Source organism: Acetobacter senegalensis (genome assembly GCF_001499615.1).
GTDB classification, from domain to species: Bacteria; Pseudomonadota; Alphaproteobacteria; order Acetobacterales; family Acetobacteraceae; genus Acetobacter; species Acetobacter senegalensis.
In genome coordinates this window covers 2,790,116-2,805,072 of sequence record NZ_LN606600.1, presented here as the reverse complement: position 1 = coordinate 2,805,072, position 14,957 = coordinate 2,790,116, and the positions used below count along the sequence as shown (strand labels likewise).

Below are 14,957 nucleotides of genomic sequence, written 5' to 3'. Positions count from 1 at the left end.
CACAAGCCGGGAGCACTGCCTTATGGCACATCATCCAGTCCGATCGCGCGCAAACGGGCGCGTTCTTCATCCCATCCGGAGCGTTCTTTCACGTTCAGAAACAGATGGCAGGGCCGTTCCAGCAAAGCCGAAAGCTGCTTGCGGGCGCGCTCACCAATCTGGCGGATTTTCTGCCCGCGTTCACCAATCAGGATTGCCTTGTGCCCTGCACGGGAGACATAGATGGTCGCGTCAATCCGCACTGAACCATCCGGTCGTTCCTTGTAACTTTCCGTCTCGACCGTTGCGCCGTAGGGCACTTCCTCATGCGTCTGCATGAAAATCTGCTCCCGCACCAGTTCCGCCGCCAGCAGGCGGTCCGGCAGGTCTGTCAGATCATCTTCCGGGTAAAGATACGGCCCTTCCGGCAGATTTTCTGCCAGACGATCAAGCAGATCATCCACCCCGCTGCCAGACCGTGCACTGACCATGAACACATGTTCAACAGTCAGTTTTTCGGTAATGGCCGCAGTAAGCGGAAGCAGAACCTCCGGTGTGACCAGATCCGTCTTGTTCAGCACCAGCCAGATCTTGCGTCCGGCCTTGGCCAGCCGATCAATGATTTCTGCCACCGCCTCCGTCAGGCCCGATTTGGCGTCCACCAGCAATAATGTGATGTCTGCATCATCCGAACCAGTCCAGGCTGCCGCCACCATGGCGCGATCCAGCTTGCGGCGCGGACGGAAGATACCGGGGGTATCCACCAGCAGAATCTGCGTATGCTCGCGCATGAGAATACCCAGCACCCGAAAGCGCGTGGTCTGAGCTTTGGGGCTGACAATGGAGAGCTTTGCTCCAGTCATGCGGTTCAGCAAGGTGGATTTGCCCGCATTGGGGGCTCCCACCAACGCTGCAAACCCGCACCGTGTTGTTTCAGCCATGACGTGTGCCTTCCAATTTTTCAAGCAGACTGGCGGCTGCGGCGCTTTCCGCCGCACGCTTGCTTCCAGCACGCCCTTCTCCGCTCTGCCCACCCGCGCGAACTTCCACCACAAACAGGGGGGCATGTGAGGGACCATCTGCCCCTATTGTTTCATAAACCGGCAGAACCTGCCCCCGCGCCAGAACCCATTCCTGCAACGCAGTTTTAGGGTCCTTCGGGGGCGCGCCTGCGCATCAAGCATAGGTTTCCAGGCCTGACGCACAATTTTGCGGGCAGGATCAAGGCCGCCATCCAGAAACACGGCTCCCAGAACGGCCTCTAACGCGTCCGCCACCACGCTGGCTGTTGCCTGCACGCCAACACGCGCTTCATGCGCCGCAACCGTCAGATAACCCGCCAGCTCAAAACGATCGGCAATTTCCGCCAACGTATTTCTGGAGACCAGATGCGCCAATCGGGAACCCAACGCCCCTTCCTGCTCATCAGGGTAACGCTCCAGCAGCCATTCCGCCATCAGGAGCCCCAGAACGCGGTCTCCCATAAACTCCAGCCGCTCGTTGGAGCCTGCACCTTTGGTTTTCTGTGAGCGCCGCCGCCCACCCGCGTTCTGATAAGCAGCAGAACGATGGGTCAGCGCCTCATGCAACAAGGCAGGTTTTACAAAACGATATCCAAGCCGTTGCTGCAGGGCTTCCGCCGCAGGATGCAGATCTACACCGGCACGGTCGCGGCTCACGTCACACTCCGAAGCAGGCGCGCCCACCGGATTTCAACCGGCCAGTACCAGAACTGCCATCCCGGATGGGCGGAATCGATCGAGAAAAACACCCGCTGCGCTTTTCCCACCAGATTTTCCATAGGCACAAAGCCCAGATCCTTCGGTCCGTCTCCCATGAAGCGGCTATCCGCACTGTCATCACGGTTGTCGCCCATGGCAAAGAAATAACCCGGCGGCACGACATAATCCGGCGTATTGTTCTGCGTGCCATCATCCATCAGCTTGAGCACCTGATGCGCGACCACCCCAGCCCCATCGCTGGCAGGAAGCTGCTCCTCACAGGCCTCCCCTTCCATGGAAACCTGAGATTCATCCACGGCTGTATAGGGATGCGGATCAGCACAGGGCACAGGCTTGTCATTCAGATACAAATGCCCCGCCGTTACCCGAATATGATCACCCGGCAGACCAACAATCCGTTTAACGTAATCAACCGATGTATCTTTGGTGAAACGGAACACAGCGACATCGCCCCGATGCGGGGTGCCGGGCCAGATACGCCCCTCAAACAGATTAGGGGAAAACGGCAGGGAATATTTTGAATAGCCGTAGCTGTATTTGGAGACCCAGATGTAATCACCCACCTGAAGAGTGGGAATCATGGAGCCTGAGGGAATCACGAAGGATTCAAACAGGAAAGTCCGTACCACGGTAACAATCAGAACCACCACAATGATGGTTCGTGCATATTCCAGAATAACCTGCCCAGTTGATGCGGGACGATCCACGCCTGCCTCTGAGGGAGGATGTTCCAGTTTGGTCATGTCCTGCATCGCCTGTTTTGCATTCGTTCTAATAAAGAGAAATCGTGAGGGATGAAGCCGTGCCCCCTCCCCGATGTCAAGCCGAAGTCACCGAGATAATGACCTCCGCAAAAGCGTAAGGAGGTTCATCCGTCATGCTCAACACTAGATGAGAGCGACATCCTGCTGGTATCAGCGCGGCAAACCGCATCTGCGCCGCACCTGTCAGCACCAAAGTAGGCTGCCCTGACGGCAGATTGTCCACCCCGATCAGACTATGCGCCACCCCTTGAGCAAATCCTGTCCCCAAGGCCTTGGCGCAGGCCTCCTTGGCGGCCCAGCGCTTGGCGTAGGCACCTATACGCGCCTGCCCGGAACGACGCTCCGCCCGCGCCCTTTCAACAGGTGTAAAAACACGCTCAAGAAAACGGGAGCCAAACCGCTCTATCGCTTTCTCAATCCGGCGCATGTCGCACAGGTCCACCCCGGCGGCAATCACCGTCATACCCTTACACTCCCGCCAAAGGATATCATGGTTTTCATGAGCGCGCCCTGTCGGCCTGCGCAATGCCCGGCGCAGCCCTCAATCCCGCGATAACAGACGAGAGATGCCGAAGATCGCGCACTTCCACATCTACCAGAATCTCCATGAAATCAAGCTGCCGGTGAACAATCTTGAGGTTCACCATGGAGGCGTCGCTCTTGGAGAGGGCGTTGGTAATGGTAGCCAGAACTGAAGGCTCGTTTTCCGCCACGATTGAAATACGCCCCACCCGCATTTCCGCCGCACCCACGCGGGCCATGGCGTCATAATCCCAGTCCACATCCAGAAAGCGTTCTGGCGTGGCGGCAAAGCTTTCCAGCGTCTGGCAGGTACGAGTGTGAATGGTTACGCCCTTGCCGGTTGCAACCACCCCAACAATCCGGTCTCCCGGCAAAGGATGGCAGCAGGCGGCAAAATGGACGGCAACTCCCGGGCCGAGTCCGACCAGAGGGATGCTTCCGCCCGAACGCCGCCCACCACCAGATGCTGGCGCAGGAGCGCGTGGACGGGGGCCAGCCGTGCCCAGCACACCCGGAAGACCCGGCACCATACGCGGTGCGCGTGACGCCCGACGCAACTCCGGATAGGCCGCATACACCACATCCCGCGCGCTCAGATTGTTGTTGCCAACCGCAACATACAGATCCTGCAGGGAGCTTTGTTTCAGGCCTTTCAGGGTTGGTTCAATAACCTTTTCAGACCCATCAACCCCTTCCTGCCGGAAGGCCTTGGCCAGAGCCGCGCGCCCGTTATCCAGATAGGTCTGCCGCTGCTGGGCCGCCACATAACGGCGGATGCGTGCGCGCGCCTTGCCGGTGACCACAAACCGCTCCCACGAAGGGGACGGAGCCCCCCCGCGTGCGGTCATGATTTCAACCTGATCCCCGTTCTGCAATTCATGCCGCAGCGGCATCAGGCGGCCATTGATCTTGGCGCCTACGCAGGAATCCCCAATCTGGCTATGCACGGCATAAGCAAAATCAACGGGCGTCGCCCCGCGCGGCAGCGAGATAAGCTGCCCCTTAGGGGAGAAGCAGAAAACCTGATCCTGATAAAGTTCGAGCTTGGTGTTTTCGAGAAATTCGTCTGGCGCGGAGGAGGCTTCCAGAATTTCGAGCAGATCCTGCACCCAGCGCGGACGCCGGAAGCTGGCGGGACCGCTTTCATCCTCTGCCGTGCCTTCCTTGTAAGCCCAGTGCGCGGCCACCCCGTTTTCTGCCACATCATGCATGGCAGACGTACGAATCTGTACTTCTATCTTCTGGTTACGCGGAGACCGCAGCGTTACCCCCGTGTGAAGGCTCTGATATCCGTTGGCCTTGGGGGTTGAGATATAATCCTTGAAGCGGCCAGCAATAACGGGATAGGCGGCATGCACGGCACCCAACGCCATGTAACAGTCTTCCCGCGTTTCCACGATCACGCGAAAAGCCATGATGTCTGAAAGCTGTTCAAACGCCACATTCCGGCGCTGCATTTTCTCCCAGATGGAATAGGGAGATTTCTCCCGCCCCGAAACATGGACGTTTTTCAGGCCGGCTTCATGGCACAGGCGCAGCAACTCGCGCCGCACTTCCTCAATAACATCAGCACCCTGGCCACGCAGATAGTTCAGACGTGCCCGGATGGTGACATCTGCTTCCGGTTCAAGCTGGGCAAAGGACAGGTTCTGAAGTTCTGTCTTGACCCGATCCATACCGATACGTTCGGCAAGGGGGGCGTAGATATCCAGCGTTTCCCGCGCAATACGCTGGCGGCGGTCCACACGTTCCACAAAATGCAACGTGCGCATGTTGTGGAGACGATCTGCCAGTTTGACCAGCAGAACGCGGATATCCTTGGACATGGCCAGCACAAGCTTGCGGAAATTCTCCGCCTGCTTGGTACGGTCGGACTGAAGTTCCAAGCGTGTAAGCTTGGTCACCCCATCCACCAGATCTGCTACCGTATCCCCAAACTGGGCTCGCAGATCATCCTGCGTTACGCCGGTATCTTCAATTGTATCATGCAGCAGCCCGGTCAGGATGGACGGCACATCCAGACGAAAGCCTGCCAGAATCATGGCAACGGCCAAAGGGTGCGTTATGTAGGGATCGCCATTGTCCCGAAGCTGGCCCTCATGGGCTTTCTTCGCGACAGCAAAGGCTCGGCGGATAAGGTCAACATCGGCCGCAGGTGCGTACTCACGCACCACGTTGACCAACCGCTCGCAGTTCACATCACCGCGCCCGTTTTTTCGGGCACAGCGGCAACAGCGTTGCCATCTTTCACCACGGCAGGCAGTGGCGCATCAGGCCTTCCGGCCTCTACCACAGGAACAATTGTCCCCGTCTGGTTTTCGCGCCCTGCCTGCGTCACACGCTCTTACCGACGAGCGCGGCCGCTCAGAGCTGCTTCAACAGCGCCAGCATCATCAGCGGCTTCTTCTTCAGGGGAGACTTCCTGCAGACCAAAGATATTCTGCTCGGTCGGCACCAGATCCTGCACTTCTTCATCCACAGGTTCGGGTTCGGGCTCACGGGCCTGAGAACGGATCAGATCATTGCGCAGATCAGACAGCTTGACCGTTTCGTCCGCAATTTCACGCAGCGCCACAACCGGATTCTTGTCATTATCACGGTCAATGGTAAGCTCTTCACCACGAGAGATATTACGGGCGCGCTGGGCCGCGTACAGCACCAGTTCAAAACGGTTCGGGACTTTCTCTACGCAGTCTTCGACGGTGACGCGGGCCATTACGAAGAGCCTCCAGACAATTCAGCTACAAGATATAGAAAGAACATATTACCTCATCCCCCGACCACAAGGAAGAGGCTATTCCTGAATTTGCCGGATTTCCTGCCCTGCAACTTGCGCCAGCATGGCCTCCAGCCTCTGCCCGGTAGCCGGATGAACCCAGTCCGGCATCACATCGCGCAGCGGGAGCAGGACAAAAGCACGCTCATGCGCACGGGGGTGCGGCAAGGTAAGATGAGGCAGATTCTGACACAATGCATCAAAAGCTATAATATCGAGATCAAGCGTGCGGGCTGCATTACGCACTGACCGTTCGCGCCCAAAATCCAGCTCCACCTGTTGTAATGCTGCCAGCAAGGCGTCGGGCGTCAGGGTTGTGGTCGCGCGGATCACACCATTTATATAAGGAGGTTGCCCGGATGGTGGCACGGGTGCACTTTCATACCAGCGTGAGACCCCAATAACATGCAACCCAGGCAGGGCACGCAACGTTTCAACCACCTTATGGCATGTTGTTAATGCCTCCTGCCCGCCAAGCGGCAGATTAGCCCCCACTGCAATCAGTACCATTTCCGCACCCTTCCAGAATTTCATGTTTGGTGATATATCTTTTTCCACAATCAGCAGTATAGTTATGTAGTGCCAAGTGTTTTGTGTCCGAACCTGGCCCCAATTTTAACGAAATTTCACAATACCTTTGGGTTATATATTAAAGGACGACCACCAAATGAATCTGAAAAAAGATGAAAGAACCTGTCTTTTTATTGACGGTTCCAGCCTTTATTCTACCTCAAGAAGCCTGGGCTTTGATGTCGATTATAAAAAACTTTTAGATTTCTTTGCCTCAAAGACGCACGTTATCCGCGCGTATTATTACGCTGCCATTCTTGATACCGAGGATTACTCCCCCCTCAAGCCGCTGACTGACTGGCTGTCCTATAACGGCTATTTTCTGGTTACAAAGCCCGCACGCGAATTTACCGATGCAACAGGCAAGCGTCGCGTAAAAGGAAATATGGAAATAGAGATCGCCGTCGATATGATGGAAATGGCGCCTCATATTGATCACGCCATTCTCTTCACGGGTGATTCCGATTTCCGCCGGGTGGTGGAAGCCGTGCAGCGGCAAGGCACTCGCGTTTCTGTGGTTTCTTCCATGCGTTCAAGCCCGCCACTGATTGGGGATGATCTGCGCCGTCAGGCCGATAACTTCCTGGAGCTGGCAACCTTGGGTGCAAACTTCACGCGCCGCCAGACGGAAACCCCGACCCGCACCCGCACGGCTCCGCCCCCTGTGCGGCACCCGGCCGACCAGTTGAGCGAGCCTGAAGAAGAAGATCCGCTCACCTGAGCACGCATCAATCCACACCTTTCTCTCCACCCGACAGAAACAGTTTACCCAACCCAAGACGGTATGGCTGTTTCTGTTAGCCTCCCCAACAAGTCAGACTCTTTAGGTCGTTGATTTAAAACCCCTTTCCGGTTTCTTTAAAAAAAATTTCAGAGTCACGGAAAAATATGGGGTGCTATGCGTTTAAAGCAACTCTAAGATGTCGCCATATCAAATGGTGATAGAGATTTCTCTGACTGCTTTAATTTGGAGCCGCTTATATGCCCACATGTTCTGAAGCCCGATCCAGCCTCCTTTCGCTTCTTCGCGGCGTTGAACATTTCAATACCGAGGTGTTCCCGGCAAAAGAGAAACTGTTCGCCTCTCTGGCGAGCGGCCAATCTCCGGACGCCCTGTTCATTGCCTGCGCGGATAGCCGGATCAACCCCAACCTGATTACCCAGACTGAACCGGGTGATCTCTTTATTCTGCGCAACATTGGCAACATTGTTCCCGCGTATGGCGAAATGCTGGGTGGCGTTTCTTCCGCCATTGAGTACGCAGTCCTAGGGCTTGGTGTCTCTGCCATTATTGTGTGCGGTCATTCTGACTGCGGTGCTATGAAAGCCCTTCTCGCTCCCAAAAAGAGTGGGCTGGACAGCATGCCGACCGTCGCAACATGGCTGCGCAACGCAGAAGCGGCCCGTGCCTCCATGGGAGAGTTAAAGGCAGAAGACGCTGGCCCATCCAACGTCCGCACTCTTTCTGAACGCAATGTGCTTCTCCAGATTGCACACCTGAAAACACACCCCGCTGTTGTGGCAGGGCTGGCGCGCGGGACACTCTTCCTGCAAGGCTGGTTCTATGACATCGGCTCGGGCGAAATCAGCATTCTGGATGAACAGACACGCACTACCGTTTCCATCCCGGAAACAATCAGCCGACTGGAAAGCGAAGCAGCCTGATAACAGGCTAGAGGCGTTCCAACACACCAAGGCGGGGCTCAGGCCCCGCCTGACCTGCTTTTACCCCACTTATGGTTTTCTGGTGTTTTTGGTGTTGGCTATTGTGCTGGCCGCCACACCAACGGCTTATGCCCGCACCCTGAAAATCGCGACCTGGAACATGGACTGGCTGGTGGACGAAAATCAGCCCCCAGCCCAACCGTTACCTTCTGACATTCCCCATCGTAACGCAGCCGATTTCACTGCTTTGGCCGGTTACGCGCGCTCCCTTGATGCGGATATTATTGGGGTTCAGGAAGTGGATGCCATCCCTTCTTTGAGCCGTGTTTTCCCGCCCGGACAGTACCAGCTCTTCCTATCCGGCGATCACGTTACCCAACATACGGGAATAGCCATTCGCCAAGGCCTGACTGTTACACGCAACCCCGACGTAACGGAGCTTGATGTTTCAGCAGGAGCACCCCATCCACTGCGGAGCGGCCTGGATTTGACGGTGCATGAAGGCTCAACCAGCCTGCGGGTTCTGGTTGTGCACCTAAAAACGGGCTGCTGGGATAATCCACCAGAAGAAAGAAAGCACGCCTGCCCCGTTCTGTTCCAGCAGTTTTCCGCTCTCAAAAACTGGATTGCCGCTCGACAGAACGCGAAGGACGCATTCCTGATCATGGGAGATTTTAACCGGCGCCTCACCCCTCATGATCCGCTTTTTCTTAGTCTTCTTCAAAGCGGTCCGCTGCGCCTGACCACGGCAGGCCACGCCAGCCCGTGCGAAGGGGGCACCTATTTTATCGACCATATCCTTCTGGGCGGCCCCGCCATGCACTGGGAAGAAAAAAACTCTCTGCGCGTTCTGGTTTATCAGGGCACCGACCAAGCCATTCTCTCCGACCACTGCCCGGTCTCGCTCCGGTTGACCATACCTTCAAAATAACAGGGGGTACCGCCGTGCCATTTAGGGGATTTTATTAGGCGCGGTCAGTTACCGCATCTCTCCCGTGTATTTGCCTAGAAATTACGAAGCTATCCGCCTGCCCGAGACCCCATTCTGTCAAAAAAAGAAAGGCTGCTCCGGTTTCCCGAAGCAGCCTTTTCTATAACCACAATCTCTATGGTGTGCTTTTTAATGCACTCGGCCCGCAGCGGCTGGTCGGCCACCGCCTGACCGCCCGCCAGCACCACCGCGCGGCGGACCACCACGACCCCGGCCACCAGCACCGCCACGCGGCGGACCACCGCGCCCACGGCCACCGCCACCACCCAGAACAGGGGGGCGCATGGTAGAGTTTTCAGCGTCCATGGAATGCCACGGATGATCGCGCACAACCGGAATGGACTTGCCGATGGTCTTCTCAATGTCGCGCAGCCATGCCCGCTGTTCCGGATCACAGAAGGAAACGGCCCAGCCATCACGCCCCGCACGCGCCGTACGGCCAATACGGTGAACGTAGCTTTCCGGCACATTCGGTAGATCGTAATTGAAGACGTGACTGACATCATCCACGTCAATCCCGCGAGCAGCAATATCGGTCGCCACCAGCACTTTCACGCTGCCAGCCCGGAACCCCTTCATGGCGCGTTCACGTGCACCCTGGGATTTGTTGCCGTGAATGGCTTCCGCCACGATGCTGTTCTTGTTGAGGAATTCCGCAACCTTGTTGGCTTCATGCTTCATCAGCGTGAACACCACAGCGCGAACCACCTTGGGAGATTCCACCAGTGTCAGCAGCGCATCGCGCTTGTTTGACCCATCCACAAACATCACAGCCTGCTGGATACGATCCACCGTGCTGGAGGGCGGCGTTACTTCCACCTTTGCAGGATCATGCAGCAGCGAACTGGCCAGATCTGCAATGCTGCGCGGCATGGTGGCAGAGAACAGCAGCGTCTGCCGTTTTGCCGGCAGGAAGGTCATGATACGGCTGATGTCGCGCACAAACCCCATATCCAGCATACGGTCTGCTTCATCCAGCACCAGAACTTCAAGCGCGGAAAGATCAATATAACCTTGGCCGATCAGGTCCAGCAGACGGCCCGGAGCCGCCACCAGCACATCCACACCGCGGCGCATGGCTTCAACCTGCCGCCCCTGCCCGACACCACCAAAAACCACGGCCTGCGTGAATTTCATGTGGCGCGCATAAGCCTTGAAGCTCTCACTGATCTGGGAAACCAGTTCACGCGTGGGGGCAAGAATAAGAACGCGTGCTTTTTTAGGGCCCGCAGGTTTGGGGTTCTTCAGCAGATGGTCCAGAATCGGCAGAGCAAAAGCCGCCGTCTTCCCGGTGCCGGTCTGGGCGAGACCAAGCAGATCACGCCCGGCCAGCAAATGAGGGATGGACTGAGCCTGAATGGGGGTGGGGTTTTCATACCCCTCCTCAGCAAGCGCCTTCAACAGGGGCTCAGCAAGCTTCAGATCGGAAAACGTAGTCATCAGGGCAAAAACCTCTTCGTGCTGCCTGAAAAACGAGACGAAATCACCCCTTTTCAGTTGCGCACCTTGAACTTCAGCCTACACACCGCCTATTTCTCACTCGAAACAGCCGTGCACGTGCATGCATGAACTTTTTGTAACAAATGGTGGCAGCGTCGTTCATTTTCTGGAAATCTTTTTGAAAACTCTGCCCTCGCCATCCAGTATATAAGAGGACTTTTCTGGTCCCGCAAGCCTTCCGTACCATTTTGGTCCTAAAAGAAAGTCTTTAAGAGCACAGCTTCGTTCTTTTTTATGTTAGTTTTATTTTGACATAAATTACGGCCGCTATGCAAAATCTTTAGATATCTGAAATAAAGTTTCCAAAACAAAGGAAAGAATTAGCGGAGTAAAAGTTCTCTTAATTTGCAAACAATCTAACAAATTTTTAAGAAGAAACTTTGGCAAGGAAAAGCGTTACCCCTCACTATTTTTTGTTACAACGCGTTTTCACTGAGAACTGATAGACTGCCTTGCCTTTCCAAGTACTGCGAACCCTCTGTTACAGGGTTCGGAAGAGCAAACGCGGCGTCGTGCACGCATCCCCTACCCGTTGCCTATTTTGCAAAGTGAACACCAAGGAAAGCCCTTCCACACGGAAGTGATTACACTGCCGCTTAGATCAGCGCCTTGCCTTGGAAGAGCTATTGAGGACGCTATTCAAACTGATGCTACCGTGCCTCTTGCTGCCGGACTTTCATCTTTTACGTGAAAGGGCCTTTTCTGGCTCACAATCCTCTTTACGCCCCAGCAGAAACAGAGCCTGTTCACCAAACAGATTAGCCAGCCGGATGGAGCGTCGCCATGGTGCGCGTTCCCCGTCTTCATCCACGGCCATCCATTTCTGCACGCAGTATCCTTCCTCCTGACACAGGGCAAGAAAATCCCGAATGGTACAGGGATGAATGTTCGGCGTGTCGTACCATGGCGTATGCCAGACAGTCGTCATGGGCATCCGCCCGCTGAACAGCAACATCAGCCGTAATTGCCAGTGCCCGAAATTCGGGAAGGAAACAATGGCGTGTCGGCCTATGCGTAACATCTGGCGCAGCACCTCACGCGGGCGCTCCACAGCCTGCAACGTCCGCTGCAACACCACATAGTCAAACGCACCATCGGGATAATGGGCAAGATCGTGGTCGGCGTCGCCATGCACCACGGGCAATCCATGCGCAACGGAACGCGTCACCTCACGCATGTCAATTTCAATGCCACGCGCATCACAGCCCCGAAGCCGGAACAGATGATCAATCAGCGTACCGTCTCCGCTGCCAATATCCAGCACACGGGTTCCCGGTTCAATCATTTCGGCAATCAGCCGTTGGTCAAGACGCATCAGCGCAGTCCCGCATGTTCGGCAACACCACACAGAAAACCGCGTACCGTGCGGTCAAAATCCGGTTCATCCAGCAGGAAGGAATCGTGCCCCTTGTCTGTGTCGATTTCCACAAAGGAAACGTTGGCGGCAGCCTGATTCAAAGCCCGCACCAGATAGCGGGCGCTTGAGGTCGGGAACAGCCAGTCAGACGTGAAAGACACCACACAGAACCGCACCGGGGTTCCTGCAAAAGCAGCGGGCAGTTCCCCATCATGTTCGGCGGCCAGATCAAACCAGTCCATGGCCCGCGTGATGGTGAGATAGGAATTGGCATCAAACCGCCGCACAAAGGCAGACCCTTGATAACGCAGGTAAGATTCCACCTCAAAGATATCACTGAACATGGAGAGGGAGGCCTCTGGCGCTTCCGCGTTGGAAGGGTCCTTGCGCACCCGCCGACCGAACTTGCGGGTCAACGCTTCCTCTGAAAGATAGGTAATGTGCGCCATCATGCGGGCCACAGCCAAGCCCCGTGCGGGTACCACGCCATGCTCCCAGTAGCGGCCGCCATACCAGTCCGGATCAGCAAAAATGGACTGCCGCCCCACTTCATTGAACGCAATATTCTGTGCGGAATGAAACGGAGACGTCGCAATAGGCATCGCGGCCAGCATCATGTGCGGATAGGTCACGGCCCATTCCAGCACCTGCATGCCGCCCATGGAGCCGCCCACCACAGCAAACAGACGTTCAATACCCAGATGCCGCACCAGCATATATTGCGCGCGCACCATGTCCCGAATGGTGATGGGGGGAAAATCCGTGCCCCAGCGCTCAACGCCGTCCCCTTTTTCATCCGAACGCACTGACCGCGGCCCTGTGCTGCCCATGCAGCCACCCAGCACGTTGGTGCAAATAACAAAAAAGCGGTTGGTATCAATCGGCAGCCCCGGTCCCACCATGCGCGTCCACCAGCCAGGCTTGCCTGTCAGCGGGTGGGTTTCCGCCACATACTGGTCCGCCGTAAAGGCATGACACACCATAATGGCGTTATCGCGCTTTTCTGAAAGGGTGCCGTAGGTACGGTAAGCAACATCGATCGGAGCGAGATGCACCCCACATTCAAGATCCAGCCCTTGCGGGAAGGTGATGTGAGGATGATCGCCAACATCAAGAGGCGCTGTGCTGTTCATGGCTGGGTTAACAACTCCGGCAGAATGCCATCCGACATAAGCTCGGAAACAGGACGGATCAAGTACGCCTTATGCGGAAGAGGCTCTCCCCCTCTGCATAAGGCCTGACGAGAAAGGCCAAAGAGCGCCCTTAGCCATCCATCTTGAGTGCGGCAAGGAAGGCGCTTTGCGGGATTTCGACTTTACCAAACTGCCGCATGCGCTTTTTCCCTTCCTTCTGTTTTTCCAGCAGCTTGCGCTTACGGGAGATATCACCGCCATAACATTTGGCCGTCACATCCTTGGAAAGTGCGCCAATGGTTTCACGCGCAATCACCTTGCTGCCAATGGCAGCCTGAATGGCGATCTTGAACAACTGGCGGGGGATCAGGTCTTTCAGGCGGGCACAGATCGCGCGGCCACGGGTTTCTGCGGCGGACCGATGCGCAATGAAGGAAAGAGCATCAACGGGCTCCTGATTCACCAGAATGGAGATGCGCACCAGATCGCTCTCCTCATACCCATCCATCTGGTAATCAAAGCTGGCATAACCGCGCGTCAGGGACTTCAGGCGGTCATAAAAATCGAACACCACTTCGTTCAGCGGCAGGCGATAAACTGCCATAGCCCGGTTGCCCACATACGTGAGATCCACCTGCACACCACGCCGTTCCGTGCACAATGTCAGCACCGCGCCCAGATATTCATCCGGCACCATGATGGTCGCCTTGATCCACGGTTCATCAATCCGCTCAATCAGGGACAGATCAGGCATATCCGCCGGGTTGTGCAGTTCTTCCTGCTGCCCGTTGGTAAGGGTGATGTGATACACGACGGACGGCGCCGTGGCGATCAGATCCAGATCAAACTCGCGGGACAGGCGTTCCTGAATGATTTCCAGATGCAGCAAGCCAAGGAAGCCGCAGCGGAAGCCAAAACCCAGCGCCGCCGATGTCTCTGCCTCATAATGGAAGGAGGCATCATTGAGGCGCAGTTTGGAGAGGCTGTCCCGCAGCTTTTCAAAATCATCCGCCACAATGGGGAACAGACCGCACCAGACCACCGGAATGGAGGGCTTGAAGCCTGTCAGAGCAGTTGCCGCCGGGCGACGATCATCCGTAATGGTGTCACCCACGTTACAGTCGGCCACGGTCTTGATGGCGGCGTTGATATAACCCATCTCGCCCGGACCGAGGCTTTCCACTGCCATCATGCGCGGGGCGAACACACCCACCTGATCAATCTGATGCACAGCCCCGCTGGACATCATGCGCATCTTCATGCCCTTCTGCAGGCGACCTTCCTTGACACGCACAAGCACGATCACGCCCAGATACGGGTCATACCAGCTATCCACCAGCATGGCCTGAAGCGGTTTTTCAGCATCGCCCGTGGGCGGCGGCAGGCGGGTAACAACGGCTTCCAGCACGCCTTCAATATTCAGGCCGGTCTTGGCTGAAATTTCCACAGCATCATCAGCCGGGATGCCGATCACTTCTTCAATCTGCGCCTTCACCCGTTCCGGTTCTGCCGCAGGTAGATCAACCTTGTTCAGCACCGGCACAATTTCATGATTGGCGTCAATGGCCTGATACACGTTGGCCAGTGTCTGCGCCTCTACGCCCTGTGAGGCATCAACCACCAGCAGGGAGCCTTCACACGCAGCCAGAGACCGGCTGACTTCATACGCGAAGTCCACGTGTCCGGGCGTGTCCATCAGGTTCAGCACGTAGGTTTTCCCATCCTTGGCCGGATAGGTCAGCCTTACGGTCTGCGCCTTGATGGTGATCCCGCGCTCGCGCTCCAGATCCATGTTGTCGAGCACCTGATTGGTCATCTCGCGGGCGGTCAGCGCTCCACAAGCCTGAATCAGGCGGTCAGCCAGAGTCGATTTCCCATGATCAATATGAGCGATGATCGAGAAATTGCGGATGAGCGAAAGAGGTGTGTCGGTCATGATGCCCCCTTTAAGCGATACG

Annotated in this window: 14 protein-coding genes and 1 pseudogene; 3 read left to right on the top strand and 12 right to left on the bottom strand. The window is 56.3% G+C overall.

The window, feature by feature from the left end:
* Window positions 1-20: 20 nt before the first annotated feature.
* The 8 genes and pseudogenes from era to folK all read right to left on the bottom strand — a co-directional run bounded on the left by era (window position 21) and on the right by folK (window position 6,317).
* On the bottom strand, window positions 21-920 hold the full coding sequence (gene era, locus ASN_RS13060) for a GTPase Era (protein WP_058988433.1): 900 nt from the start codon (window positions 918-920) through the stop codon (window positions 21-23).
* Window positions 913-1,658 (bottom strand): annotated as a pseudogene (gene rnc / locus ASN_RS13055) (ribonuclease III). The gene era and the pseudogene rnc overlap by 8 nt, the downstream one beginning before the upstream one ends.
* Window positions 1,655-2,464, bottom strand: a complete 810-nt coding sequence (gene lepB, locus ASN_RS13050) for a signal peptidase I (protein ID WP_058989333.1) — start codon at window positions 2,462-2,464, stop codon at window positions 1,655-1,657. The pseudogene rnc and the gene lepB overlap by 4 nt, the downstream one beginning before the upstream one ends.
* 76 nt (window positions 2,465-2,540) lie before the next feature.
* A complete protein-coding gene (gene acpS / locus ASN_RS13045; protein ID WP_006557450.1) occupies window positions 2,541-2,948 on the bottom strand; it encodes a holo-ACP synthase in 408 nt (135 codons plus the stop codon).
* Window positions 2,949-2,982: 34 nt separating this feature from the next.
* Window positions 2,983-5,205: a RelA/SpoT family protein gene (locus ASN_RS13040; protein WP_058988432.1), complete on the bottom strand. Its 2,223-nt coding sequence runs from the start codon at window positions 5,203-5,205 to the stop codon at window positions 2,983-2,985.
* Window positions 5,202-5,345 carry a hypothetical protein gene (locus ASN_RS20280; RefSeq protein WP_157765184.1) on the bottom strand — a complete coding sequence of 48 codons (144 nt, stop codon included), beginning with the start codon at window positions 5,343-5,345 and terminating at the stop codon, window positions 5,202-5,204. Before ASN_RS20280 ends, ASN_RS13040 begins: the two co-directional genes overlap by 4 nt.
* A gap of 6 nt (window positions 5,346-5,351) precedes the next feature.
* On the bottom strand, window positions 5,352-5,723 hold the full coding sequence (gene rpoZ, locus ASN_RS13035; RefSeq protein WP_006557452.1) for a DNA-directed RNA polymerase subunit omega: 372 nt from the start codon (window positions 5,721-5,723) through the stop codon (window positions 5,352-5,354).
* Between the two features lie 78 nt (window positions 5,724-5,801).
* Entirely contained in the window at window positions 5,802-6,317 is a 516-nt protein-coding gene (gene folK / locus ASN_RS13030) for a 2-amino-4-hydroxy-6-hydroxymethyldihydropteridine diphosphokinase (protein ID WP_039903366.1), read from the bottom strand.
* A 133-nt stretch (window positions 6,318-6,450) separates the two neighbouring features.
* Here folK and ASN_RS13025 point away from each other — a divergent pair, with 133 nt between their 5' ends.
* From ASN_RS13025 to ASN_RS13015, 3 genes are all read left to right on the top strand, one after another.
* Window positions 6,451-7,074 (top strand): LabA-like NYN domain-containing protein, encoded by a 624-nt coding sequence (locus ASN_RS13025; protein WP_006557454.1) that lies wholly within the window; start codon window positions 6,451-6,453, stop codon window positions 7,072-7,074.
* 260 nt (window positions 7,075-7,334) lie between these two features.
* Window positions 7,335-8,018: a carbonic anhydrase gene (locus tag ASN_RS13020; RefSeq protein ID WP_006557455.1), complete on the top strand. Its 684-nt coding sequence runs from the start codon at window positions 7,335-7,337 to the stop codon at window positions 8,016-8,018.
* Window positions 7,951-8,949: an endonuclease/exonuclease/phosphatase family protein gene (locus tag ASN_RS13015; protein WP_231948214.1), complete on the top strand. Its 999-nt coding sequence runs from the start codon at window positions 7,951-7,953 to the stop codon at window positions 8,947-8,949. Before ASN_RS13020 ends, ASN_RS13015 begins: the two co-directional genes overlap by 68 nt.
* Window positions 8,950-9,138: 189 nt before the next feature.
* On the opposite strand, the gene ASN_RS13010 is transcribed toward ASN_RS13015, so the two are convergent.
* The 4 genes from ASN_RS13010 to lepA form a co-directional block, all read right to left on the bottom strand.
* Window positions 9,139-10,449 carry a DEAD/DEAH box helicase gene (locus tag ASN_RS13010; RefSeq protein WP_058988431.1) on the bottom strand — a complete coding sequence of 437 codons (1,311 nt, stop codon included), beginning with the start codon at window positions 10,447-10,449 and terminating at the stop codon, window positions 9,139-9,141.
* Between the two features lie 736 nt (window positions 10,450-11,185).
* On the bottom strand, window positions 11,186-11,824 hold the full coding sequence (gene metW / locus ASN_RS13005) for a methionine biosynthesis protein MetW (RefSeq protein WP_058988430.1): 639 nt from the start codon (window positions 11,822-11,824) through the stop codon (window positions 11,186-11,188).
* On the bottom strand, window positions 11,824-12,999 hold the full coding sequence (gene metX / locus ASN_RS13000; RefSeq protein ID WP_035378062.1) for a homoserine O-acetyltransferase MetX: 1,176 nt from the start codon (window positions 12,997-12,999) through the stop codon (window positions 11,824-11,826). Before metX ends, metW begins: the two co-directional genes overlap by 1 nt.
* 130 nt (window positions 13,000-13,129) lie before the next feature.
* Window positions 13,130-14,935 (bottom strand): translation elongation factor 4, encoded by a 1,806-nt coding sequence (gene lepA / locus ASN_RS12995; RefSeq protein WP_035378060.1) that lies wholly within the window; start codon window positions 14,933-14,935, stop codon window positions 13,130-13,132.
* Window positions 14,936-14,957: the final 22 nt, after the last annotated feature.